This window comes from Streptomyces sp. NBC_00820, assembly GCF_036347055.1.
Taxonomy (GTDB): domain Bacteria; phylum Actinomycetota; class Actinomycetes; order Streptomycetales; family Streptomycetaceae; genus Streptomyces.
This window is the reverse complement of record NZ_CP108882.1, coordinates 6,348,845-6,372,406: the sequence shown is the minus strand read 5'-3', so window position 1 is coordinate 6,372,406 and position 23,562 is coordinate 6,348,845. Positions and strand designations below refer to the sequence as shown.

The window sequence follows — 23,562 nt, the reverse complement described above, 5'->3', positions numbered from 1 at the left end:
CACCGTATCGCGCGGGTCAGCCGGCTCTGATCTCCCGCTCCAGCTGCGTGGCGAGGGTCAGATAGCGGGGGCGGCGGTGCACCGGGACCAGGCCCCGGAGCATGAGGAACCACATCTCGGCCGTCCTGCGGGGCAGCCGCTCGACCGGTTCGAGGGAACGGCCGGCGACCCGGGTGCCGACGAAGAAGCAGACGAGCGAGTGGGACACGGCGGCGACGTCCAGGTCCGCGTGTACGTCGGACTCCTTGACCGCGCCGGAGAACTTGCGGGTGGCGAAGTCCAGCCACTCGGTGAAGGGGTGCCTCAGCGGCGGCCGTACGGAGAGGTCCGCGGTGGCGAGGCGGAGCGCGGCGCGCGGCACCGGATCGTCCACGGCGAGCCGGGCGACCCCGAACGTGGTGCGCATCAGGGCCTCGAGCGAGGAGCAGCCGCGGTTCTCGACGTCCGCCACCAACTGCTGGGCCGCCATGGCCTGGAGCTCCAGGATGGCGTGGGCCAGGTCCTCCTTGGCGGCGAAGTGGAAGTACAACGCCCCTTTGGTGACCTTCGCGTGCCCGACGATGTCACTCAGACTGGTGGATTCATACCCCTGCCGGTCGAAAAGGTCGGCGGCGGCCGTGATGATCGTTGCCCGGGTCTGCTCAGCGCGTAACTGCCTCGCCATCGACCGGCCCCTCCTCATGGCATGAACGAACGGGACACGCGGTTTGTTTTCACCGCTCGCATACGATAACTCACCGACCGGCAGCGGGAGTCGGCCGGGTGTGAGGGAACACCGGATGGTGTCAGGGGCCGTTCCGTCCCTCGCTCACGGGTGCGCGACGACTTCCCCGAAGGCGCCGCCGGCTGCCCCCGCCAGGCGCCGACGGGCCACGGGAGCCGTGGGCGCGGCACGGACCCGGACCCGGGACGGGACACCGGACAGGGCGCGCGGGCGGGCGCGGAGGGAATCGGAAGAAAACCGCCGGACCGGTCGGTGATCCGGGGTGTGACCGGTCCGTGGGCTCCGGGGCTGAACACGGCGGGGTCATCCGCCGTACTGGTCACAGACCACCTCGTTCCCGCGCCCGCCGAGGAGACCCCCTGATGACTCGGACGACTCGGATCGCCGCCCGGCTGAGCGTCACCGCGGCCGCCGCCGCGGCCCCGCTCCTGCTGCTGCCGTGGACCGCGGGTCCGGCGCAGGCACACGGCGCCCCCACCGATCCGGTCAGCCGGGTCTACGCCTGCTCCCCGGAGGGCGGCAGCGCGAAGGGGACGGCCGCCTGCCGGGCGGCGGTCTCGGCGAACGGCGCCCCCTTCACCGCGTGGGACAACCTGCGCGTCGCCGGAGTGGCCGGCCGTGACCGGCAGGTGATCCCGGACGGCAGGCTGTGCAGCGGGAACCTTCCCGCGTACCGGGGGCTCGACATCGCCCGGGCGGACTGGCCGGCCACGCGGCTCACCCCGGGCAGCCGGATGACGATGACCTACGCCTCGACGATCGCGCACACCGGCACGTTCCGGCTGTACCTGACCAAGCCCGGCTACGACCCGGCGAAGCCGCTGAAGTGGTCCGACCTGCCCTCCCGGCCCTTCGCGGAGGTCACCGACCCGCCGCTGCGGAACGGGGCCTACCACTTCGGCGCGACCCTCCCGAAGGACCGGACCGGCCGTCAGATGCTGTACACGATCTGGCAGAACACCAGCACGCCGGACACGTACTACTCGTGCTCCGACGTCGTCTTCCCGGCGGCGCGGACGGCCTCGGGGGCCGGCGCGGGAGCGGGTACCGGGTCCGGCGCGAAGCGGGAGAGCGGAAAACCCGAGGACGCGAAGACGCCCGCCGCTTCGTCCCGGCCCTCGGACTCCGCGCACCCCTCGCGGGCGGCGTCGCCCCGGCCGGCCGGATCGGCTTCCGCGCGGGACGGCCGGGCCTCCGGCTCCCCGGCCGCGGCCGACGACGGCACGCCGGTGGCCGAGACGACCCGCGCGGACGCGGGCCCCTCGGCCCCCCTGCTGGCGGGCGGCGCCGCCGCGGTGCTGGTGCTCACCGCGGGCGCCGCCCTCGCACTGCGCCTGCGGAACCGCTGAACCGGCGCGGTTTCGGGCTCAGTTGACGAAGACCGGTGCGCCCGCGTCGGTGACGGGGGCGTACTTGGCGGTGAAGAAGCCGTTGGCGAAGCACAGCGACGAGCCGGAGCTCTTGGTCATCTGCTGGTTGGTGAAGGTGATGCTGTTGTCGGCGTTGCCGGCGTGTCCGGTCAGGCTCGGCGCCTGGTAGACGCAGGTGACGGAGCCGAGCAGGGTGCGCAGTTTGGCCGTGGCCTGGATGACGGACCCGGCGGGCGGCAGGACGGTCAGGGTGCCGTCGGAGGCGACCGTCGCGTCGTAGGGCAGGTTGTCGATCGTGATGCCGGTGACGCCGAGCACGCCGGTGACGTTGCTGGTGCAGCCGGCGGGGTCGAAGGTGTGCGCGGTGACCGACTCGGTGGCCGTACCGGGGGCGGCCGGGTTGCCGGTGACCTTCGCGGTGAACTGGGACGACGTGCACTTCACGCCGCTGGTGCCGGTGGCGCTGGAGTACAGCGTGGCGACGGTGCCGGTGGCCAGCGGGGCGGTGAGGGTGTCGCCGGCCGCCGCGGCGGTGCCGCCGGCGCTGCCCGTGGTCAGGACGGCACCGCCGTCCGCGGAGGCGGGGACCGCGGCGGCCACAGTGAACGCGGCGACGGCTGCGGCGAGGGCGAGGAGGGGGCGCTTGCGCATGGGGGGAGCCTCTCTTCCGAGGTGGGGGTCAGAGGATGACGCGGGGCGGGAACGGGAGTGGCGCGGGGCGGGAACGCTGTGGCGCGGGGCAGAGACGGGGGTGCGCGAGCGGTGCCGTCGCCGCCGGTCCGTGACGCCTTCTCCGTACGTCACGGACCGGCGGCGAGGACAGACCGGCCGACCGGCCGGGGAAACGGCCCGTTCCGAGCGGGTGTGACGAGGTACGGCCCGGACAGGCCGAGCGGGAAGCGACCGTACTGGTGCCGCGGTGATGCGGTGCGGTTGCTCGCGGAGCGATGGCTCGAGGAGGGCCGGGAACACGGCCGGTGCCGCTCGGCGGATCCGGCGCCACGGATCCGGGGAACCAGGGGAACCCGGGGAAGTTGTAGACGGCCGGGAGCATCAACGTCAAGACGTAGCAGGGGAGTTGGGGCGCAAAATTACGACCTCACAGGCCTTTCGAGGCGCCCGGCAGGGCGATCCCCGCACACTCGACACCCTTTTTTCACAACTCTCTTGACCCTTCAAAGTAACCGGCGGTAACTTCCTCGAAGGCTACTGCCGCGTAACGGGAAAGCCCTTGCGTCCACCGGGAACGCGAGGAGACGTGCGGAGCAGCCGCTGTCCGCGCCAGGACATCGCGCCACCTGAAGCCCAACCCGCATTGATCTATGCCCATGGGAGCAGACATGGCCTCGTCCCCGGACCACGCGTCCGCCGACCACACCCCCGGGAACCCGGAAAGCGGTTCCCCTTCCGAAGCCGCGGGCGCGTCCGGCGTCACCGCCGGCGGCGACAGACGAGGACGCGTCCGGCTGCGCCGGGCCGCGGTGATGGCGGTACCCGCGACCGTGGTCGCCGCCGGACTCGCGATCCTCACCGCGCAGGGAGCGCTGGGTGTGCAGTTCGCGATCTCCGGTATGCCGTTCACGGTCACGGCGACCGAACTGAACGGCACCGGCTTCGAGCAGTTCGGCGGCCTCGACAACATGGCGGACGGCAGTCCGAACGCGGGCGACACCGGCGGTCAGGTGCTCGTCGTCACCTCCGCGATCAAGCACGCCACGCTCACCAAGCTGTGCCAGAGCGTCGACCTCGGCGGCACCAACCTGCTCATCACCGCGGGCGGCGGCGCGCAGAAGGTGTCCGCGAGCGATCTGACGACCGACTCCACCGAGCTGTCCGGTGACGCGGCGTTCGAGAACATCGAGATCGGCAACGACGCGAGCACCCTCGACAAGGCGAACGCCAAGGGCCCGATCGGCGTCTTCAGCCAGCAGGCCGACACGGTACGCATCGCCAACCTGCGCCAGAAGAACTACGCGACCACGGCTGCCGTGTTCAAGCTCCCCGGGCTCAAGCTGGGCTTCAGCGACTCGGGTTGCTGATCAGATGCCGGAGCGTCCACGTCAGGGAATCAGGGCCGCCTTCCGTGACTGGCGGGGCCACCGCCCGTTCTGGGGCGGGCTGTTGCTCGCCCTCGGCGGTGGCGAGATCCTGCTCACGGAGAAGGCCTCACTGAAGGTCGTCATGCACATCGGCATGCAGGGCCTCGCCGGCTACCTGCTGCCCGGCCTGATGGTGCTGCTGGGCCTGCTGATCCTCTTCAACCCCGCCCAGCGGCTCTTCTACTCCCTGACCGGGATCCTCCTCTCGCTGGGCACCTGGCTCACCTCCAACCTGGGCGGCTTCTTCGTCGGCCTGCTCCTCGGCGCCGTCGGCAGCTGCCTCGCCTTCGGCTGGCTGCCCGACCAGGAACTCCGGGTCTCCCGACGCCGGCGCCGCAAGCAGGCGCGCGCCGCGGGCCTGGGCACCCGGGGCAGCCTGGGTGAAGGGGCGACGACGGGAGCGGGGACCGGGGCCGGGGAGCCGGCCTGAGGGGCAACCCCCTCCATTCGCCGCCGCATCAGCGACTGCCGGCCGCACCACCACTCGCCTCCCCCTCGCTCCCCCTCACTTACGACCGAGGGACCACTCGGGGCGGCAGCGGTGACGCGGCCGCCCCGGCGCGTGCGACGCGGGACGGCCGCGTACGGGTCAGGCTCGGATCAGGCGAGGCCCGCCGTCTTCAGCCACTCCTTGGCCACGTCGAGCGGGTCCTCGTGCTGGGACTGGACCTTGGTGCCCAGCTCCAGCAGGGTCGCGGTGTCCAGCTTGGCGGAGACGGCGTCGAGCGTGTCGACGCCCTTCTGGGACACGGCGCCCTTGTACACGAGGGGCTGGACGTTCTCGAAGCCGAAGAGGTTCTTGGGGTCCTGCAGGACGACGAACTTCTCCTTGGAGACGATCGGGTCCGTGGTCAGGATGTCCGCGGCCTGTACGACGTTCTTCTGCAGCGCCGACTGGGTCAGCGGGCCGCCGACGTCCAGGGCCTTGAAGGACTTGAACTGCAGGCCGTACACCTCCTTCAGGCCCACCAGTCCCTGGTGGCGGGTCTGGAACTCCGGCGAGGCGCCGATGGCCAGATCCTTCGCGACGTCCTTGAGGTCGGCGATGGAGGACTTCCCGGTGAGGCCGTACTTCTTCGCGGTGGCCTCGTTGACCGTGACCGAGTCCTTGTCCTGGGCCGCGGAGGGCTTCAGCAGGGTCAGCTTGGAGTCCAGCTTGGCCTCGATGGCCGTGGTGGTCGCCTCGACGGTGGTCGGGGCGGCCTTCGGGTCGAGGTAGGCCAGCAGTGCTCCGTTGTACTCGGGCAGGACGGATACGGAGCCGTTCTTGAGCAGCCCGTAGGTGGTCTCACGGCTGCCGATGTTCGGCTTGTAACCGACCTTGATTCCCTTGGCCTTGAGGGCCTCGCCGTAGATGTCCGCGAGCAGGACGCTCTCGGGGAAGTTGTTGGATCCGACGACGACGGTGTCGCCGCTCGCCTTGCTGTCCGTCAGGGGGTTGCCGGCTTTGCCGTCGGAGGAGCTACAGCCCGCCAGCAGCGCCGTCGCCGCCGCGAGGGCGACGGCGGCCGCGCCTCGGTTCCTCCGGATGGACCTGCTGGTGCGGTTCGTGGTAGTCACGGATTGATCCAATCCAGCCTGTTCTTCGCCAGTCAAGTGAACTCAGGTCACCAATTGGCTTCGATGCGACCCCAGTTGACGTCGGTCGAATATCAACTCCCCTTGTTTCAAGATCAGTTGCTTCTTCGCACTCCGGGCGAGACGGCGATCCGCGACACCGCCCAGAACACCACGAGGGTGGCCAGCGCCAGCCCGGCCACCAGGGTGGCTCCGCCGACGACCTTCTCGTAGTTCCGCTGGTAGAGGCCGTCGATGATGTACCGGCCGAGGCCGCCGAAGCTGACGTAGGCGGCGATGGTGGCGGTGGAGACGATCTGGATGGCCGCCGTGCGCAGTCCCCCGAGGATCAGCGGCAGCGCGACGGGGATCTCCACCTGGAACAGGATGCGCGGCTCGGTCATCCCCATGCCCCGCGCCGCGTCCACCGGGGACGGGTCGAGGGAGCGGATCGCCTCATAGGTGGTGACCAGGATCGGCGGTACGGCGAGCACGACCAGCGGGATCATCACCGGCAGCGTGCCGAACCCCAGCCAGAGGAACATCAGGACCAGCAGGCCGAAACTGGGCAGGGCCCGGGCGGCGGTGGCGATCAGCGCGAGGGCGTTGCCGCCGCGCCCGAGGTGACCGGTGACCAGGCCGACGGGCAGCGCGATCAGGGCGGCGACGGCGAGCGCCTCCAGGGAGTATCCGAGGTGTTCCAGCAGGCGCGTGGGGATGCCGTCGTAGCCGTGCCACCGGGAACCGTCGCCGAAGAAGGCGCGGGCGAAGTCGAGAACGTTCACCGGGTGGCACCCTTCCTCGGCATCCAGGGGGTCAGCAGCGTGCGGACGAGGACGAGCAGCGCGTCGACGAGCATGGCCACGACCGCGGTGGTCAGCACGGAGTTCACGGCGAGCGCGGGCCGGTGATAGAGGTTGGCGTCGTTGAGCATGTTGCCGAGGGCGCCCTGGTTGCCGATGAGCATGCCGACACTGACGAGGGAGATGCTCGACACGGCGGCCACCCGCAGGCCCGCCATGATCGCGGGTACGGCGATGGGCAACTGCACCTGGAGATAACGCCGTACGGGCCCGAGACCCATGGCCTGGGCGGCGGCCAGCGTCTCCGGCGGCACCGATCGGACACCTTCCACGATGGCCGGGACCAGCACCACCAGGCTGTACACCGCGAGCGGGATCATCACGGTGGTCTCGCTCTGGCCGGTGTAGTCGATGAGGATGACGAAGAAGGCCAGCGACGGGATGGCGTACAGCACGGTCGTGACGCCGAGGACGGGCGGGTACAGCCAGCGGAAGCGGGTGCAGAGCTGGGCGACGGGCAGCGCGACGAGGAGTCCGGCCAGTACCGGCAGCAGGGCCTCGCGCAGATGCAGGCCGATGAGACCGGCGTAGCTGTGCTGGAGGTCGCTGGGAAGGTCGAAGAAGCCGTTCATCCCGTGACCCTCCCGGCCTGCCGGGTCTCGGCGTGAGCGGCGCGGATCGCCTCGCCGATGGCCTGCTGGGAGACGACTCCGACGGCGTGCCCCTCCCCGTCCACGGCCACGGCCCAGCCGGTCGGCGAGAGCACGGCACCGTCGAGGGCGCTGCGCAGCGAGTCCTTCCCGGGGACGAACGGCCTTCCGTGCGGCAGCAGTTGCCCGCGGTCGATGGCTCCGGCGGTGAGCCGGTCAGGCTCGCCCCAGCCGAGCGGTGTGCCGTCGGCGTCCGTCACGAGGAGGTAGGGGGCGCCGCCGGCCGGGGCGCTCGCGGCGAGCCGTTCGGCGTCCGCGTCGATCGTGACGACGGGCGCGGTCTGCAACTCCAGTGTGCCCGAGGGGAAGAAGGACAGCCCGCGGATGCCCCGGTCGGCACCGAGGAAGTCCTCGACGAAGGCGTCGGCGGGCGCGCTGAGCAGTTCGGACGGCGGGGCGAACTGGGCGAGCCGGCCGCCGGTGCGCAGCACGGCGACCATCGTGCCCAGCTTGACGGCCTCGTCGATGTCATGGGTCACGAAGACAATGGTCTTCCCCAACTCATCCTGGATACGCAGGAGTTCGTCCTGCAGCCCCTTGCGTACGACGGGGTCGACGGCGGAGAAGGGCTCGTCCATCAGCAGTACCGGCGGGTCCGCGGCGAGTGCCCGCGCGACGCCGACGCGCTGTTGCTGGCCGCCCGAGAGCTGGTAGGGGTAGCGCTTGGCGAGCGCGCTGTCGAGCCCGACCCGCTCCATCAGCTCCACCGCCCTCTCCCGCGCCTTCCGCTTGCCCCAGCCGAGCAGGCGGGGGACGGTGGCGATGTTGTCGAGAATGGTGCGGTGCTGGAAGAGTCCGGCGTTCTGGATGACGTAACCCATCGACCTGCGCAGGGTGTTGACCGGCTGCTGCCGGATGTCCGCGCCGTCCAGGAAGATACCTCCCTCGCTCGGCTCCACCATCCGGTTGATCATCCGCAAGGTCGTCGTCTTGCCGCATCCGGAGGGGCCGACGAGGACGGTGATCGCGCGGTCGGGTATCTCCAGTGACAGCCGGTCCACCGCCACCGTCCCGTCCGGGTACCGCTTCGTGACTGCGTCTATCCGTATCAAAACCCCGTACACCCTTCGGACTTGGCGGTGTCTGGCCGTTGCCGGGAGAGTGTAGACGCCGAGTGTTGCGGCAGTCGGTCGGGCAGAACGGATGCCTCCGGGCCGTTCGGCGCTCAGCCGCGGTGACCGGGGTGCCGGGCGGCACCGGGTGGCCGCACCTCGGCTACTTCTCGCCCTTCTCGTCGTTGTCCTCGAAGCAGACGACGAACCATTTTCCGGAGCCCGACCGGGTGAGCGAGCCGGTCGTACCCGGGACGTCGGAGCACGCCAAGGTGTCGACGACCGCGTTCTCGACCATCTTGAGGACCTTGTAGTCGGCGTGCGGGTCGGCGCAGTCGAGCTTCTTGGTCTTCGCCGCCTTGTCGGTGCCGACGTTCTGGAAGCAGTCACCGGCCTTGAGCGTCGCCGACTGGTCCTCGGTGTCGTAGGGACCCAGGGCGCTGAAGGTCACCATGCCCGCGAGGACGAGAACCACCGCGAGGAAGATCAGGCGGTTGCGTCGTATCTGCGCGGGGGTGTGCGTGGCGTTCGGGCCGCCCAGGGGCGGTGGTTGGGACACGATCGGGTTCCTCGAGGCTATGGGGCCGGCGTGGGAGAGGGGGACATACCGAAAACCGGTGAGCCCGCGTACGCGTACGGCGCGGGCTCACCGGTCACTGGGTTCGACGGGTTCGACGAGTTCGGTGGGTTCGGCGGGTTCAGCCCTCGCCCGGCTCCAGCCGCAGCGAGATGCTGTTGATGCAGTACCGCTGGTCGGTGGGCGTGGGATACCCCTCACCCTCGAACACGTGCCCGAGGTGCGAGCCGCAGCGGGCGCACCGGACCTCGGTGCGGACCATGCCGTGGGACCGGTCGGCGATCAGTTCGACGGCGTCGGTGTCCTTCGGGTCGTAGAAGGACGGCCAGCCGCAGTGGGACTCGAACTTCTCACCCGAGGTGAAGAGGTCGGCCCCGCAGGCGCGGCAGGAGTAGACGCCCTTGGTCTTGGTGTCCGTGTACTCGCCCCGGAAGGCCGGCTCGGTGCCGGCCTGGCGCAGTACGGCGTACTCGTCCGGGGTCAGCTCCGCACGCCACTGCTCGTCCGGCTTCTCGACGTCGTACGACATGAGCCTCAGCCCCTTCACTTCACTGCTGCGACAGACGGTCCAGGATCAGCGGGCCGAGGTCGGTCACGTCGCCCGCGCCCATGGTGAGAACGAGATCGCCGGGCCCGGCCATTCCCGCGATCACGCCGGGGACCGTGTCCTTGTCGGACACGGCGGTGACCTGGGCGCCGGCCGCGCGCGCGGCCTCGATGATCAGCTCGCTGGTGACCCCGGGGATCGGGTCCTCACGGGCGGGGTAGATGTCGAGGACCACCGAGGCGTCCGCGAGCCCCAGCGCCTGGCCCATCTCCTTGCCCAGCTCCTGGGTGCGGGAGAACAGGTGCGGCTGGAAGACGACGAGGATGCGGGCGTCGCCGGCGGCGGCACGCATGGCCTCCAGGTCGGCGGTCATCTCCGTGGGGTGGTGCGCGTAGGAGTCGATCACCTGGACGCCGGCCGCCTCGCCCTTGAGCTGGAGGCGGCGCTTGACGCCGGTGTAGGCGGCGATCGCGGGCGCCATCTCGTCGGCCGGGATACCGAGGGCGGCCGCGGCGGCGAGCGCGGCGACGGCGTTGAGCGCGTAGTGCCGGCCCGGCACGGAGACCGCGAAGGTCAGCTCGTGGCCGTCCAGCAGGACGGTGACCTGGCTCTTCAGCCCCTGCGGTACGACGGCGAGGACCCGCACGTCGGCGTCCGCGGCCTCACCGTAGGTGACGGTCCGCACCGAACCATCGAGGCGCCGGGTCAGCTCGCGGGCGCCCTCGTGGTCGGCGGAGATCACCAGCGTGCCGCCGGGCACGATCTTCCCGGCGAAGGTCTCGAAGGACTCGTAGATCTCGTCCATCGAGGCGTAGTTCGCGTGGTGGTCCAGCTCGACGTTGAGGACGATGGCGACCTGGGGCGCGTACTTGTGGAAGCTGCGGTCCGACTCGTCCGCCTCGGCGACGAAGATGTCGCCGTCGCCGTGCAGCGCGTTCGAGCCGGGCGCGTCCAGGTCGCCGCCGATGGCGTACGACGGCGCGAGGCCCAGCTCGGTGAGCGAGACGGCCAGCATGGAGGTGGTCGTGGTCTTGCCGTGGGTGCCGGCCACGGCGATCGGCCGCACCCCCTCCATCAGCGCCGCGAGCGCGTCGGAGCGGTGCACGACCGGGATGCCCAGTTCGGCGGCACGCGCCAGCTCCGGGTTGTCCTGGCGGATCGCGGACGACACGACGACGCAGCTGGCGTCGTCGGCCAGGTGCTCGGCGGCGTGGCCGATGTGCACGGTGGCCCCGAACGCCCGCAGCGCCTCGGCGGTCGCCGAGTCCTTGGCGTCGCTGCCGGCCACCTTGGCCCCGCGCTGGGCGAGGATCTTGGCGATGCCCGACATCCCGGCGCCGCCGATGCCGATGAAGTGCGGTCGGTCCATGGCGACAGGAAGGCCGGGTGCCATGCGTTTCTCCCCAGAGACGGTGCGAGCTAGAGCAGGCCTAGCCTATGCGCTGGAACAAGGGTCACCTCGCAAGGGGCACGGGCAGGGGCAGCCCCCACGTCCGCGGGGCGGCAGGCGCGGGGCAGCCGGCGCCCGCCGCGGCGAAGCGCACCCGCGAGGATCAGCCCCGCGGGGAGCGGCCCCGAGGGAGCGGGGTCGCCGCGGCCCCGAGGGAGCGGGGTCGCGGCGGCCCCGAGGGAGCGGGAGCCCGGGGAAGCCCGGGAAACGGCACGCCGGGCCGCAGCGCTCCCGCACGACCCACGCACGCACCGCCCCCGGACGACAGGCCCACCGTCCGCCCGCACGGAGCGCTACGCCTTGGCGTGCGAGAACAGCTTGAGCACGGGCACGCCGACCTTGTGACGGGCGCGGGAGGCCCAGTCGCGGTGGAAGAACTCCTCCACGTAGTGCGGGTCGGTCAGTACGATCACCTCGTCCGCGTCGACCTCGGTGACCAGGGTCTTCAGCGCGTCGAGCGGATGATCCTCGACCAGCCGGCCCTCCGCCCGGCACCCGGCAGCCCGCAGCGCCTGCAGGGAGACGTCGAGCGCCCGCTCCCCCACGCTCCTGGCGGCGTTCCCCTCGGGGGTCCCGCCCTCGTGGACGGCCTCGTCGAGTTCGCCGAGCGCGATGTCGTCTATGGCCCGCAGGAGCCGGTCCGCCTGGTCACCGCGCGGTTCGAGCAGTACGTGGAAGAAGACCGGCTCGTCCCCGTGCAAGGTGGTGACGAACTCCACGTCGGGGGACGTCAGGGCCTTCTCGATCATCAGAACGCTTGTGAACACCAGGCGCCTCTTCTCCTTCGAGGGCCCGCCGGACCCTCTGTCCTCCGTGGGCAGGGCAAGGCCCTGCGGAAACCATCCTGCCCCGTGATCGCACGGGTAGTGCCGGACTAAGTGTGCCCGCCGGAGGCTAAACGGAACGGTAGATTCCGCTGTTTTCAGGAGCGTCGGTAACGACCGAACAGAAATCCGTCCTCTTCCAGGAGCGACACCAGTTCGAAGCGGCGCGGAACGGCGACGGACGGTCCCCCGGCGATCCGCTGCGCGTCCCCCGCCGTGAGCATCGGCGAGAGGGTCAGGCACAGCTCGTCCAGCACCCCCGCCGCCACGAGCTGGCCGAGCAGCCGGGGCCCGCCCTCGGTGAGCTGCCGGGTGTATCCGAGGCCGGCCAGCGCGCTCACCGCGCGCGCGGGATCGACGCCGCTGCCCTCACCGGCGACGATCACCCGGGCGCCGGCCCGCTCGGCGGCGACGACCCGGTCGGCCGGCGCGGCGGCGCCGGTGAGGAGGATCGTCGGCACCAGGGGTGAGGTGAACAGCGGCAGGGAGAAGTCCAGCTCCAGGCCGGCGGTGACGATCGCGACGGCCGGGGCGGGCGCCTGTCCCGCGGCTTCACGGGCCGCCGCGAACTCAGCGCGCGCGCGTGCGGGCCGGTACCCCTCCTGCCGTACCGTTTCCGCACCCACCAGGACGACGTCCGCGAGCGCCCGGAGCGTGCCGAAGATCCGCATGTCGGCGGCGCAGGAGATGGGCTGGGAGCGCCCGTCGTGCTGGGCGGCTCCGTCGAGCGTCGAGACCATGTTGGCCCGCAGCCACGGCCGCACGGCACCGGCACCGGCACCAGACCTGGAACCGAGGTCGGAAGCGGAACCGGAATCGGAAGTGGGTCCTGAACCGGAACCGGTAGCCGAACCCGAATCAGAACCGGAAGCGGAACCGGAATCGGAACCGGAATCGGAACCGGTAGCCGAGGAAGAAGCGGGTTCCGGGCAGGCGGACGCCGGATAGGCGTAGGCGGCGGCCAGCTCGGCGAGGCTCCACTCGCGGCCGTCGAGCGCGTCACGGCCACCGGGCGCCACGGTGTCCCCAGGCCCCACAGGCCCGCCAGGCCCCCCGCGAACCCCGCTCACCCCCTCCCCCTCCGCACCCTCATCAGGGGCCTGGGCTGCTGTTTCGTGGGTCACAGGGAACAGGCGTCGCATTCGTGCAGTGTGACACGGCGTCTAGCATGGGTAACTGTGTCGTCCTCCCCCACCGCCTCCGGAGCCACCCCAGTGACCGAAGCGGGCCCGCTGTCCTTGTGCGAGCGCGAGCCGCACGTCCCCGCCGACCGGCTGGTCGCCGAGATGGTGCCGCCGCCGCGCTTCGACTCGGTGCGCTTCGCGACCTACATCCCGGACCCCAACCAGCCCAGCCAGCCCCAGGCCGTCCAGATCCTGGAGGGCTTCGCGGCCGGTCTCGGCGGCGCGCACGCCTCCGGCGCCGGCAAGCGCGGCTTCTTCGGGTTCGGCAGGGCGAAGGCGCCCAAGACCCCGGCCGGCCCCCGCGGCGTCTACCTGGACGGCGGCTACGGCGTCGGCAAGACCCACCTGCTGGCCTCCCTCTGGCACGCCACCCCCGCCGAGTCCTCGCGCAAGGCGTTCGGCACCTTCGTGGAGCTGACCAACCTGGTGGGCGCCCTGGGCTTCCAGCAGACGGTGCAGACGCTGTCGGGTCACAGCCTGCTGTGCATCGACGAGTTCGAGCTGGACGACCCCGGTGACACCGTCCTCGTCTCCAGCCTGCTGAGCAGGCTGGTCGACGCGGGCGTGGCGCTCGCCGCCACCTCCAACACGCTGCCCGGCAAGCTGGGCGAGGGCCGGTTCGCGGCCGCCGACTTCCTGCGCGAGATCCAGGGGCTGTCCGCCCACTTCCGCCCCCTGCGCATCGACGGCGAGGACTACCGCCACCGCGGCCTGCCCGAGGCCCCGGCGCCGTTCTCCGACGAGCAGGTGACGAAGGCGGCGTACGCGACCGACGGCGCCTCGCTGGACGACTTCCCGCACCTGCTGGAGCACCTGGCCAAGGTGCACCCGAGCCGGTACGGCGCGCTGACCGACGACCTGAAGGCGGTCTGCATCACCGACGTGCGGCCGGTGCCGGACCAGTCGACGGCGCTGCGCCTGGTGGTCCTGGCGGACCGGCTGTACGACCGTGAGGTCCCGGTGCTGGCCTCCGGACTCCCCTTCGACCAGCTGTTCAGCGAGGAGATGCTGAACGGCGGCTACCGCAAGAAGTACTTCCGCGCGATATCCCGGCTGACCGCGCTCGCCCGGGACGCCAAGGGCCTCGTCACCGCCTGACCGGCGGGGCGCCGCAACCGCCTGACCACCAGTCAACCCATGCGGGTCAAGGGCCTTTTCCGGCCACGTGACCCGCACTTTTTGCCCTCTCTTGCGCATGTAACCCGCCGTTAACCCTGCAAAGGACTTTGCCGGGCTAAGGTGTTTCTTGACCATCCATTGACCAGTGTTTGGCGTGGACAGGGAGCTCGGGTGGGCGAAGGGGGGCGCATGTTCCGAGGTGAGACGACCAAGGCGGGGTTCGCCCTGCTGATCGCCACCCTGATCGCCCTGCAGTGCTTCGCGTTCACGGGGAACTTCGCGTCCGCGCACACGCTCGGTGAGGCGAAGGCCAGGACCACGACCGGATTCGTACTGTCCGGGCAACCCCCGGGCGGCGGGGCCGACATGCTCCGCGAAGCCGACTGCTCCCCATCGCCCGCGGGCTTCGCGCACGCCCGCAACCGGCACCGCGCCACCGACTCCGCGCAGGTCCAGGAGCGCCCGCACATATCCCGGCAGCCGGCCACCGCGCGCCCGCCGGCCGCATCCGGCGCTCCGCACCGCCGCGACACGAGATCCGTCAGAGTTCCCGCTCCGGCAGCCCTTCAGGTCTTCCGCTGCTGAGGGAGCGACTTCTCTCCCCCCACGACCGTCGTGCAGGCCCGACGCGCCGTCGAGGCGCGCCAGGAGGAGTCCACACACCATGCAGCCCCTCATCGACAACGCTCGCACCTTCGGACAGCGCCCTGAGGAGTTCGCCAAGCTCGCAGAAGGCCAGTCCCCGCAGGTGCTGTTCATCACCTGTTCCGACTCCAGGGTCGTCCCGGCCCTGATCACGGGCGCCCGCCCCGGCGAGCTCTTCGAGCTGCGCACCGCGGGAAACATCGTCCCGCCGTACACCTCGCAGCACCCCACCGGCGAGGCCGCCACCATCGAGTACGCCGTGGAGGTGCTCGGCGTCCGCGACATCGTCGTCTGCGGTCACTCGCACTGCGGCGCCGTCGGCGCGCTGGTGCGCGGCGACGACCTGACCGCCGTACCCGCCGTGCGCGACTGGCTGGCGCACGCCACCCCGCGTCCGGCGGGCGCGGCCGAGGACCCGGAGGTCGCCGAGGGCGTCCAGAGCCATGTCCTCACCCAGTTGCTGCGGCTGCGCTCGTACCCGTGCGTCGAGCGGGGGCTGGCGCAGGGCCGGCTCGGCCTGCACGCCTGGTACTACGAGGTGCACACCGGCGCCGTACGGGCGCACCGCCCGCACACCGACACCTTCGAAGCCCTGTGAGCGCCCCGATGTCCGGGAACGGCCTCATATCGCGCGCCCCGCATCTGCGGCGGGACTTCGCCGCCTCCGTCGTCGTCTTCCTGGTCGCGCTCCCGCTGTGCGTGGGCGTGGCCGTCGCCTCCGGTGTCCCGGCGGAGCTGGGCCTTGTCACCGGCATCGTGGGCGGTCTCGTCACCGGGCTGATGCGCGGCAGCAGCCTCCAGGTGTCCGGGCCCGCCGCCGGGCTGACCGTGCTCGTCTTCGAGGCGGTTCAGGAGTTCGGGCTGCCGGTGCTCGGGGTGATCGTGCTCGTCACCGGCGTGTTCCAGATCCTCATGGGCGTGCTGAGGCTGGGCCGGTACTTCCGGGCCATCTCCGTGTCGGTCGTCGAGGGCATGCTGGCGGGGATCGGCCTGGTCCTGATAGCCGGCCAGCTGTACCCGGCCATGGCGGCCAGGGCCCCCGACTCGGGCCCCGCCAAGCTGGCCGGACTGCCCCGGGCGTTCCTGCACGCGTTCGGTGACGGGCGGGCGCTCGCCTCGCTCGCCGTGTGCGCGGGCACGGTCGCGGTCCTGATCCTGTGGCGGCGTACCTTGGCGAAGGTGCGCGCGGTGCCCGGTCCGCTGGCCGCGGTGGTCCTCGCCGCGCTGGCGGCGCTCCTGCTGGATCTGCCGGTGGCAACCGTCGAGGTGAGCGGACTGCTGGACTCGGTCCGGCCGCCGACGACGAGCGCCCTCGCCGGCCTGGCCTCCGCCGGGGCCATCGGCACGGTGATCGCGTTCACGCTGATCGCGTCCGCCGAGTCGCTGTTCAGCGCGGCGGCCGTGGACCGGCTGCACGACGGACCGCGCACCGCGTACGACAAGGAGCTGATCGCCCAGGGTGCGGGCAACACCGTCTGCGGGCTGCTCGGCGCACTGCCGATGACCGCGGTGATCGTCCGCAGCGCGGCCAACGTGCAGGCGGGGGCCCGTACGAAGGCCTCCCGCGTCCTGCACGGCGTCTGGCTGCTGCTGTTCGCCGCGCTGCTGCCGGGCGTGCTCGCCTGGATCCCGCTCCCGGCGCTCGCCGGCATCCTCCTGTACTCGGGTGCCAAGCTGGTGCCGGTACGGGCGCTGGGGGCGCTCTGGCGCGAGCACCGGGGCGAGGCGCTGATCCTCGCCGTCACCGCCGTGTCGATCGTGGCGGTGAGCATGTTCGAGGGCGTGCTGATCGGCCTCGCGCTCGCCGTCGTCAAGACCGCCTGGGAGGCCTCGCACCTCCGGCTGGAGGTCGTCGACAAGGGCGCGGGCCCGGTCGAGGCGCACCTGTCGGGCAACGCGACCTTCCTGCGGCTGCCCAGGATCCTCGACAGCCTGGAGTCGCTCCCGCAGGACCGCCCGGTACGGCTGGACCTGTCCGGCCTGCACCACCTGGACCACGCCTGCCGTACGGCCCTGGAGAACTGGGCCGAGCGGCACAGCGCGGCCGGCACCGAGCCGGTGCGCGTCACGGCACCGGCCCACCGCCCCTGACCCCGCACCGCACCCCACCCCACCTCACCGCACCGCACCGCACCGCACCGACCGGTCCCCGCACCAGCTCCTGCGGCTCGTGGCTGATTCCCCCGAGCCGGGCATATCGTTGCAGACATAGACAGAGCAGACCTCTCGATGGTGAGGGGGTCACCATGCTTCAGGAACTGGTCGGGGTCGGCTTGGGTGTGGGCTGCGCCGGTCTCGTGTACCTTGCGGCGGCCGCGCGGGTGGTCAAGCAGTACGAGCGGGGTGTGCTGTTCCGGCTCGGACGGCTCGCGGGGGAGGTACGGGCGCCCGGGCTGACGCTGGTGATCCCGTTCGTGGACCGACTGCACAAGATCAACATGCAGATCGTGACGATGCCCATCCCCGCCCAGGAGGGCATCACCCGCGACAACGTCACCGTGCGCGTGGACGCCGTCGTCTACTTCCGGGTGGTCGACGCGGCGAGCGCGCTGGTGAAGGTCGAGGACTACAAGTTCGCGGTCTCGCAGATGGCGCAGACCTCGCTGCGGTCGATCATCGGTAAGAGCGACCTGGACGACCTGCTGTCCAACCGGGAGCAGCTGAACCAGGGGCTGGAGCTGATGATCGACAGTCCGGCCGTCGGCTGGGGCATCCAGGTCGACCGCGTGGAGATCAAGGACGTGTCCCTGCCGGACACGATGAAGCGGTCCATGGCCCGCCAGGCCGAGGCCGACCGGGAACGCCGGGCCCGGATCATCAACGCCGACGCCGAACTGCAGGCCTCCAGGAAGCTGGCCGAGGCCGCACAGCAGATGTCCGGCACCCCGGCCGCGCTCCAGTTGCGGCTGCTGCAGACGGTGATGGCGGTGGCGGCCGAGAAGAACTCCACCCTGGTGCTGCCCATCCCGGTGGAGCTGCTGCACTTCCTGGAGCGTGGCGGCCAGCAGACAGCCGCCCCGGACAGTGGGGCGACAGCCCGCTCCGCCCCCGTCGAGAACCTGCCGGCGCAGACACCGGGCGAGCTCCCCGAGGCCCTGAGCAGACCGGGCGCCCTCGACGGCCTGGAGGAAAAGCACGGCCTGAACGGAGTCGGCGACCTGAAGGACATCGGTGAGCTGAGAGAAACCGGCGGCTTGGCAGGCATCGGTGAGCCGGGAGGGACCGGCGGCTTGGCGGGCCTCGGCGGGCCGGGAGAGCCCGGCGATCCGGCGGACATCGGCAGGCCGAAGGAGCCCGGTGACCTGACAGGCATCGGTGAGCCGAAGGAAAGCGGTGACTCGAAGGAGTCGGCGTAGGCGCCGCCGCCGCGGGGAGCCGGCGGCTCCGCCCGGCGGCGGCCTGCGGCGCCGCCGCGTGGGTGACCGCATCGCCGCGTCGCGATGCAGATATACATACAAACTGATTTTCAGTCCTATTTTCTTACGGTGATGACAATCGCACGCCGTATCACCGCCGTCTGCGCCCTGGGCGCGGCCCTCGCCGCCTGCGGTACCGCGGGCACCACCGGCGCCGCGCGCCCGGCCCGCGCCGGGGCCGCCGCCCCCACCGCCTCCGCCTCCCCGTCCGCCTCCCGCCCCCCGACCCTGACCCCGGGCCCGGGCGGTCTGACCCCGGTGTTCGAGCACGGGCCGCGCACCCTGGGCAAGACCGTCGCGCTGACCTTCGACGCCGACATGACCGCCGACCAGGGGCCCCGCGCCGCCGCCGGCGAGCACTTCGACAACCCCGGCCTGATCAGCGCCCTGCGCACGCTGAAGGTTCCGGCCACCGTCTTCATGACCGGCCGCTGGGCCGAGCAGTATCCGGCGCAGGCCCGCGCCCTGGGCAGCGACCCGCAGTTCGAGGTGGCCAACCACTCCTTCAGCCACTACGCGTTCACCGGCGACTGCTACGGCCTGCCGACCGTCGACGCGGACCACATGAAGTCGGACGTCGAGCGGGCGTACACGGCCTTCCGCCAGGCCGGTGTGCCGCACCCGATGCCGTACTTCCGCTTCCCCGGCGGCTGCTACGACCGCCAGGCGCTGCGCGCGATCAGCTCGGTCGGCGTCACCGCCGTGCAGTGGGACGTGGTGAGCGGTGACGCGTTCGCCACGGACGCCGACGCGGTGACCCGGCAGGTGCTGGACGGTGTGAAGCCCGGGTCGGTGGTCGTCATGCACTGCACCCGCAGCGCCGCCCCGACCACCGAGCGGGTCGTCCGCGCGGTCGTACCGGAACTGCGCAAGCAGGGCTACCGGTTCGTGAAGGTCTCGGAGCTGATCGGCGAGACCGCCGGCCACCGGTGACCGTCCTACGCTGAGGACATGACCGAGAAGGACGAGGAAACGGCCGGCGAGACGTCCCGCGCACGCGTGGACGCCGCCCGCCCCACCCACGCCGGCGGCCCGCCGTACGCCGAGTGCGTGCTGTGCCGGGAGCCCACGGAGTACCCGGAGTCACGCAGGGGCGTCACGCTGTGCCCGGTGTGCGAGTGGCAGGAGGCGCAGCGCACCGCCTGTTCGGGGTGAGCGGCGGGCGGTGGTCCGGCCCCGGTGAGCCCGGGGTGACGGCCGGCGTGTCCCGGCCGGACGGAGTGCTCGTAGGCTGGGCTCTTGTGAGTCAAGTACCAGCCACCCCCGGTGACAGCCCCTTCCAGTCCGAGCGCAACCTGCGCGACGAGGCGCCCCAGTTCGTGCTTCCCCTCGTCGTACGGATCGAGCGGAGCGCCCCGCCCGCCCGCACCGACGCGCTGGAGACCGCCGCGCGTGCCGTCCTGCTGCTGCTCGGCGACGAGCGGGCGCTGGGTGACGGCGAGTGGGCGCAGGCCATGCGGGACTGGGAGGACGCGCGGATCCGCAAGGTCGTACGGCGGGCCCGCGGCGCCGAGTGGCGGCGCGCCGAGGCACTGCCCGGGATCACGGTCACCGGCAAGTCCGCGGAGGTACGGGTCTTCCCGCCGGTCCCGCTGGACGGCTGGCCCAAGGAGCTGGTGAAGCTCCAGGTGTCGGGTACGGAGCTGGACGATCCGGAGCCGCCCGTCGAGGCGGACCGGTCGCAGCCCGTGCTGTGGCTGAACCCCGGACTGGAGATGTCGGCCGGCAAGACCATGGCCCAGGCGGGGCACGGCGCCCAGCTGGCCTGGTGGGCCCTGTCCGACGAGGCGCGCACCGCCTGGCGCGAGGCTGGCTTCCCCCTGGCGGTACGCACGGCCGACCCCGCCGAGTGGAGCGCGCTGACCTCCGCCGGACTGCCGTTGGTCAGGGATGCCGGCTTCACGGAGATCGCCCCCGGCTCGTGCACGGTGGTCGCCGACCACCCGGCCCTGCGCTAGGTCCTGTCGTCAAACTCCTGTCGTCCGCCCGGAGGGCGGGTCTCGCGGCGTCAGGTGCGTTCTCTCGGCGTGCCGGGCCCCGGCCCTCGTACTGGACGTACGTGGGCCGGGGCCCGGTGCGGCGAGAGGGCGTGCATGGCGCCGCGAGGCAGGCAGGAGTTTGACGACAGGGACTAGGCCGTCTCCGCGACGCCGAGGGCCGTCCTCCGGATCCCGAAGCTCAAATGTTCCTCTGAGGGGGGTTCGGCGCGGGCGGCCGGGGTCATACCCCCGGCATTCGCGAACGAGGGGGACGAGTCATGCTGCGACTGGGCACGGGGATCGGCTGGCGTCCGGAGATCGCCGACGCCGTGGAGCGCATGCCGGGCATCGACTGGGTGGAGGTCGTGGCGGAGAACGTCTGCCCCGGCCATCTGCCGGAGTCGCTGCTGCGGCTGCGCGAGCGCGGGGTGACGGTGATCCCGCACGGCGTCTCCCTCGGTCTCGGCGGCGCGGACCGACCCGACGAGGGCCGGCTCGCGGCGCTGGCCGAGCGGGCGGAGGAGCTCGGGGCGCCGCTGGTCACCGAGCACATCGCGTTCGTCCGGGCCGGCGGCGCGCTCACCGCCTCCCCGCGACTGGAGGCGGGCCATCTGCTGCCCGTGCCGCGCACCCGGGACGCGCTCGACGTGCTGTGCGAGAACGTGCGCGTCGCGCAGGAGGCACTGCCCGTTCCGCTGGCCCTGGAGAACATCGCCGCGCTCTTCTCCTGGCCGGACGAGGAGCTGACCGAGGGGGAGTTTCTGTACGAACTGGTCGAACGGACCGGCGTACGGCTGCTCGTCGACGTGGCCAACCTGCACACCAACCACGTCAACCGGGGCGAGGACCCGGCCGAGGCACTCGCCCGCCTTCCCCTCGACGCCCTCGCGTACGTCCATGTCGCGGGCGGCTTCACGCGCGACGGCGTCTGGCACGACAGCCACACCCATCCCGTGCCCCGCCCGGTCCTGGACATCCTGACCGACCTCGCCACCCGGGTCGCGCCGCCCGGGGTGCTGCTGGAGCGGGACGAGAACTTCCCCGTACCGGCCGAGCTGGAAGGCGAGTTGAGCGCCATCCGGGAGGCGGTGGAGGCCGGCCGGCGTGCGGCCGCGGACACGCCTTCGCCGGGTGCGACCCTCACGGCCACCACAACTGGTGCGATCAGTAAGCCCAGTACAGCCGATACGGCCAGTGCGGCCGCCTCAACTGGCGCGGCCGGTGAGGCCGGTAAGGCCGTTGTCGCCGACCCCGCAACGGGCACCACCCCGCCTCCCCCATCACCGGCGGCCCGGCAGCGGGTCGGCGTCGCGCAGGCCGCGGTTCTGTCCTCGCTCGTGTCCGGCACCCCGGTCCCGGAGGGGTTCGACCGTGTCCGGATGCGTGTGCAGGCACGGTCCTTGGCGGCGAAGCGGGCGGACGTGGTGGCGAAGGTGGCCCCCGAGCTGCCGGTCATCCTCGGGGAGGGTTACCGGGAGGCGTTCCTCGCCTACGCCCGGACCCACCCGATGGGCGGCGGCTACCGCCAGGACGCGCTGGACTTCGCCGGCCGGCTGCTGAAAACCGGGCACCTGGCGGACGCGAGGACCCGGCGGAATCTGCGGGAGTGGTGGCTGGACCGCGCCGGCCCGGCCCCGCGCACCCCTGGACCGGCCGTGCGGGCGGCCCGGAAGGTACTGCTGCGCAGGGCGTGAACGGGGGCTGACCGCCACCACTCGCCCGCGGCCTCCACAGCACCCCCGCGTAATATGCCAACAGCACCCACCGACCCCGGAACGCGGGTGCAGGAGGCACCATGCGACCGCGCCCCCCTGTCAAGGGCCGAGGCATATTCAACGGCACCGGACTCGTCATCACGGCACTGGCCGCGACAGCCGTGGCACTGCTCTATCCGATCTGGTCGTACGGCGGCCGTCCGGACGCGGCGAGCGCGAACGTGCTGAGCGCGCAGTCCGTGACGACACCGTACGGCCCGTTGTCCGCGCAGGACCGGGACTTCGTCACCAAGGTCCGGCTGGCGGGGCTGTGGGAACTGCCCGCCGGAGAGCTGGCCCTGGACAAGGGGACGACCCAGGCCGTGCGCGACGCGGGACGGCATCTGATCGACGGCCACACCACCCTCGACGCCCACGACCGCACCGTCGCCGCACAGCTCGGCGTACCGCTGCCGAACGAGCCCAACGAGCAGCAGAAGCAGTGGCTCGCGGCCCTGCGCGCGGCGCAAGAGCAGGACTTCGACCGCCAGTTCGCGGGAATCCTGCGGCTCGCGCACGGCCGGGTGTTCTCCCTGGTCGCCCAGGTCCGGGCCGGCACCCAGAACTCACTGGTGCGCGACCTCGCCGACGACGCCAACGCGACCGTGCTGGACCACATCAAGATCCTGGAAGCGACGGGATACGTCGACTTCTCCGCGCTCGCCCGGGACTTGGCGGCCTCCCCCACCCCGGTGCCCTCGCCTCCCGCCGTCGACCCCGCCGACGCGGTTCCGGTCACCCCCTCGCCGTCCGCCTCCGCTCCGGGGCCCGGCGCCGCGTCCACGCCCGCTTCCGTGTCGTACTCGCTGCCTCCCGCGGCCTCCAGTCCCCCGCCCTCCGGCGCGAGTTGACCTGCGAACGAAACGGAACGTCACATACCGGCAACACTCTGTCCGGATAGTGAACAAGGCATGGTGTTTCCCGGGCCGCTGGCATAGAAACGCGTCATGTTCTGGGTCCTCCTCCTCGTCCTGGCCTGGGCTTTCACCGGCCTCGCGTGCACCCGTCTCTGCCTGGCCGCCATGCGCACGGCGGCCGCGGACCGGGAGGCCGCGGCGGCGGGCCACGAGCGCGATCTGACGCTCTACGAAGCCGCGTTCCTCTCCGGCGGCCCCGCGCGGGTCGCCGATCTGACCATGGTCTCCATGGCCCGGCAGCGCCGGCTGCTGCTCGCGCACACCGGCTGGGCCACGGTGGTCGACCCGCTGGGCCACGACGAGATGGAACAGTCGGTCATCGGCGCGATCGGGCCCGAGGGGCAGTCACGGATAGCCCCGGTCCGGACCGCCGCGGCCGGGACCGAGGCCGTACGCAGGCTCGCCGACGGTCTGGTGCGCGCCGGGCTCGCGATACCCGACGACACCCCGGTCACCGTGGCGGCCGGGCTGCGCCAGGTCCGCGCCGCCGCTCCGGTCGTGCTGGCGCTGGGCGCCACCGCGCTGCTGATGCCCACCGAGACCGGGATGCCGCGCTCCTTGATGGCACTGTGGTTCGCGCTGCCCCTCGGCCTCGCCCTGAGCTGTCTGGCCATCGCCCGGATCGAGGGGCACTCCGCCACCCGCTGGGCGTCCCCGGCCGGGCAGCGGCTGCTCGGCGCCCTGAACCGCCGCCGGGCCAGGGGCGGGAGCCGTGACGAGCGCTCCTTCCTCACCTCCGTCGCCATACGGGGCATCCGTGCCATAGGCGAGCCGGAACTGCGGGCCGCCTTCACCCACCGCGACCAGCCCTGGCGGGAGTGAACGCTTTTCCAGG

The 23,562-nt window shown here is 71.8% G+C and carries 25 protein-coding genes; 14 read left to right on the top strand and 11 right to left on the bottom strand.

Features of this window, described 5'->3' with window-relative positions; all coding sequences use genetic code 11:
• Window positions 1–16 precede the first annotated feature (16 nt).
• Window positions 17–664, bottom strand: a complete 648-nt coding sequence (locus OIB37_RS28545; RefSeq protein ID WP_330460482.1) for a ScbR family autoregulator-binding transcription factor — start codon at window positions 662–664, stop codon at window positions 17–19.
• A 422-nt stretch (window positions 665–1,086) separates the two neighbouring features.
• On the opposite strand from OIB37_RS28545, the gene OIB37_RS28540 reads away from it, so the two are divergent.
• Complete coding sequence (locus OIB37_RS28540) at window positions 1,087–2,073, top strand: lytic polysaccharide monooxygenase (protein ID WP_330460481.1); 987 nt, start codon at window positions 1,087–1,089, stop codon at window positions 2,071–2,073.
• Window positions 2,074–2,091: 18 nt separating this feature from the next.
• On the opposite strand, the gene OIB37_RS28535 is transcribed toward OIB37_RS28540, so the two are convergent.
• Window positions 2,092–2,745: a Tat pathway signal sequence domain protein gene (locus OIB37_RS28535; protein WP_330460480.1), complete on the bottom strand. Its 654-nt coding sequence runs from the start codon at window positions 2,743–2,745 to the stop codon at window positions 2,092–2,094.
• Between the two features lie 689 nt (window positions 2,746–3,434).
• On the opposite strand from OIB37_RS28535, the gene OIB37_RS28530 reads away from it, so the two are divergent.
• Window positions 3,435–4,133: a DUF6230 family protein gene (locus tag OIB37_RS28530; protein ID WP_330460479.1), complete on the top strand. Its 699-nt coding sequence runs from the start codon at window positions 3,435–3,437 to the stop codon at window positions 4,131–4,133.
• A gap of 4 nt (window positions 4,134–4,137) precedes the next feature.
• A complete protein-coding gene (locus tag OIB37_RS28525) occupies window positions 4,138–4,623 on the top strand; it encodes a DUF6114 domain-containing protein (protein ID WP_330460478.1) in 486 nt (161 codons plus the stop codon).
• Between the two features lie 170 nt (window positions 4,624–4,793).
• On the opposite strand, the gene OIB37_RS28520 is transcribed toward OIB37_RS28525, so the two are convergent.
• From OIB37_RS28520 to OIB37_RS28480, 9 genes are all read right to left on the bottom strand, one after another.
• Complete coding sequence (locus OIB37_RS28520) at window positions 4,794–5,753, bottom strand: ABC transporter substrate-binding protein (protein WP_330460477.1); 960 nt, start codon at window positions 5,751–5,753, stop codon at window positions 4,794–4,796.
• 113 nt (window positions 5,754–5,866) lie between these two features.
• Window positions 5,867–6,535: an ABC transporter permease gene (locus tag OIB37_RS28515; protein ID WP_330460476.1), complete on the bottom strand. Its 669-nt coding sequence runs from the start codon at window positions 6,533–6,535 to the stop codon at window positions 5,867–5,869.
• Window positions 6,532–7,185, bottom strand: coding sequence for an ABC transporter permease (locus OIB37_RS28510; RefSeq protein ID WP_330460475.1), 654 nt, complete (start codon window positions 7,183–7,185; stop codon window positions 6,532–6,534). The genes OIB37_RS28515 and OIB37_RS28510 overlap by 4 nt, the downstream gene beginning before the upstream one ends.
• A complete protein-coding gene (locus OIB37_RS28505; protein ID WP_330460474.1) occupies window positions 7,182–8,315 on the bottom strand; it encodes an ABC transporter ATP-binding protein in 1,134 nt (377 codons plus the stop codon). The genes OIB37_RS28510 and OIB37_RS28505 overlap by 4 nt, the downstream gene beginning before the upstream one ends.
• A gap of 163 nt (window positions 8,316–8,478) precedes the next feature.
• Window positions 8,479–8,874 carry an LppU/SCO3897 family protein gene (locus OIB37_RS28500; protein ID WP_330460473.1) on the bottom strand — a complete coding sequence of 132 codons (396 nt, stop codon included), beginning with the start codon at window positions 8,872–8,874 and terminating at the stop codon, window positions 8,479–8,481.
• Between the two features lie 139 nt (window positions 8,875–9,013).
• Entirely contained in the window at window positions 9,014–9,421 is a 408-nt protein-coding gene (gene msrB / locus OIB37_RS28495; protein ID WP_330460472.1) for a peptide-methionine (R)-S-oxide reductase MsrB, read from the bottom strand.
• A 19-nt stretch (window positions 9,422–9,440) separates the two neighbouring features.
• The gene (gene murC, locus OIB37_RS28490; protein WP_330460471.1) at window positions 9,441–10,832 is read right to left on the bottom strand and encodes a UDP-N-acetylmuramate--L-alanine ligase; all 1,392 of its coding nucleotides are present in this window, start codon (window positions 10,830–10,832) and stop codon (window positions 9,441–9,443) included.
• A 350-nt stretch (window positions 10,833–11,182) separates the two neighbouring features.
• On the bottom strand, window positions 11,183–11,656 hold the full coding sequence (locus OIB37_RS28485; protein ID WP_330460470.1) for an indole-3-glycerol phosphate synthase: 474 nt from the start codon (window positions 11,654–11,656) through the stop codon (window positions 11,183–11,185).
• 155 nt (window positions 11,657–11,811) lie between these two features.
• Window positions 11,812–12,855 carry a pyrimidine reductase family protein gene (locus tag OIB37_RS28480; RefSeq protein WP_443058216.1) on the bottom strand — a complete coding sequence of 348 codons (1,044 nt, stop codon included), beginning with the start codon at window positions 12,853–12,855 and terminating at the stop codon, window positions 11,812–11,814.
• A gap of 36 nt (window positions 12,856–12,891) precedes the next feature.
• Between OIB37_RS28480 and zapE the strand changes: the two genes are divergently transcribed.
• The 11 genes from zapE (at window position 12,892) to OIB37_RS28425 (ending at window position 23,549) form a co-directional block, all read left to right on the top strand.
• Window positions 12,892–13,995: a cell division protein ZapE gene (zapE, locus tag OIB37_RS28475; RefSeq protein WP_330460468.1), complete on the top strand. Its 1,104-nt coding sequence runs from the start codon at window positions 12,892–12,894 to the stop codon at window positions 13,993–13,995.
• A gap of 210 nt (window positions 13,996–14,205) precedes the next feature.
• Complete coding sequence (locus OIB37_RS28470; protein ID WP_330460467.1) at window positions 14,206–14,601, top strand: hypothetical protein; 396 nt, start codon at window positions 14,206–14,208, stop codon at window positions 14,599–14,601.
• 79 nt (window positions 14,602–14,680) lie between these two features.
• Window positions 14,681–15,259 carry a carbonic anhydrase gene (locus OIB37_RS28465; RefSeq protein WP_330460466.1) on the top strand — a complete coding sequence of 193 codons (579 nt, stop codon included), beginning with the start codon at window positions 14,681–14,683 and terminating at the stop codon, window positions 15,257–15,259.
• A gap of 8 nt (window positions 15,260–15,267) precedes the next feature.
• On the top strand, window positions 15,268–16,752 hold the full coding sequence (locus tag OIB37_RS28460; protein WP_330460465.1) for a SulP family inorganic anion transporter: 1,485 nt from the start codon (window positions 15,268–15,270) through the stop codon (window positions 16,750–16,752).
• A gap of 155 nt (window positions 16,753–16,907) precedes the next feature.
• Window positions 16,908–18,017 (top strand): slipin family protein, encoded by a 1,110-nt coding sequence (locus OIB37_RS28455; protein WP_330460464.1) that lies wholly within the window; start codon window positions 16,908–16,910, stop codon window positions 18,015–18,017.
• A gap of 132 nt (window positions 18,018–18,149) precedes the next feature.
• Window positions 18,150–19,010 (top strand): polysaccharide deacetylase family protein, encoded by an 861-nt coding sequence (locus tag OIB37_RS28450; protein ID WP_443058215.1) that lies wholly within the window; start codon window positions 18,150–18,152, stop codon window positions 19,008–19,010.
• A gap of 18 nt (window positions 19,011–19,028) precedes the next feature.
• The gene (locus OIB37_RS28445; protein ID WP_330460462.1) at window positions 19,029–19,232 is read left to right on the top strand and encodes a hypothetical protein; all 204 of its coding nucleotides are present in this window, start codon (window positions 19,029–19,031) and stop codon (window positions 19,230–19,232) included.
• A gap of 86 nt (window positions 19,233–19,318) precedes the next feature.
• Window positions 19,319–20,035, top strand: a complete 717-nt coding sequence (locus tag OIB37_RS28440; RefSeq protein ID WP_330460461.1) for an aminoacyl-tRNA hydrolase — start codon at window positions 19,319–19,321, stop codon at window positions 20,033–20,035.
• Between the two features lie 299 nt (window positions 20,036–20,334).
• Entirely contained in the window at window positions 20,335–21,750 is a 1,416-nt protein-coding gene (locus tag OIB37_RS28435; RefSeq protein WP_330460460.1) for a DUF692 domain-containing protein, read from the top strand.
• Window positions 21,751–21,851: 101 nt separating this feature from the next.
• Window positions 21,852–22,661, top strand: coding sequence for a DUF4142 domain-containing protein (locus OIB37_RS28430; protein WP_330460459.1), 810 nt, complete (start codon window positions 21,852–21,854; stop codon window positions 22,659–22,661).
• Window positions 22,662–22,757: 96 nt separating this feature from the next.
• Complete coding sequence (locus OIB37_RS28425; protein ID WP_330460458.1) at window positions 22,758–23,549, top strand: TIGR04222 domain-containing membrane protein; 792 nt, start codon at window positions 22,758–22,760, stop codon at window positions 23,547–23,549.
• The last annotated feature ends 13 nt before the right edge of the window (window positions 23,550–23,562 follow it).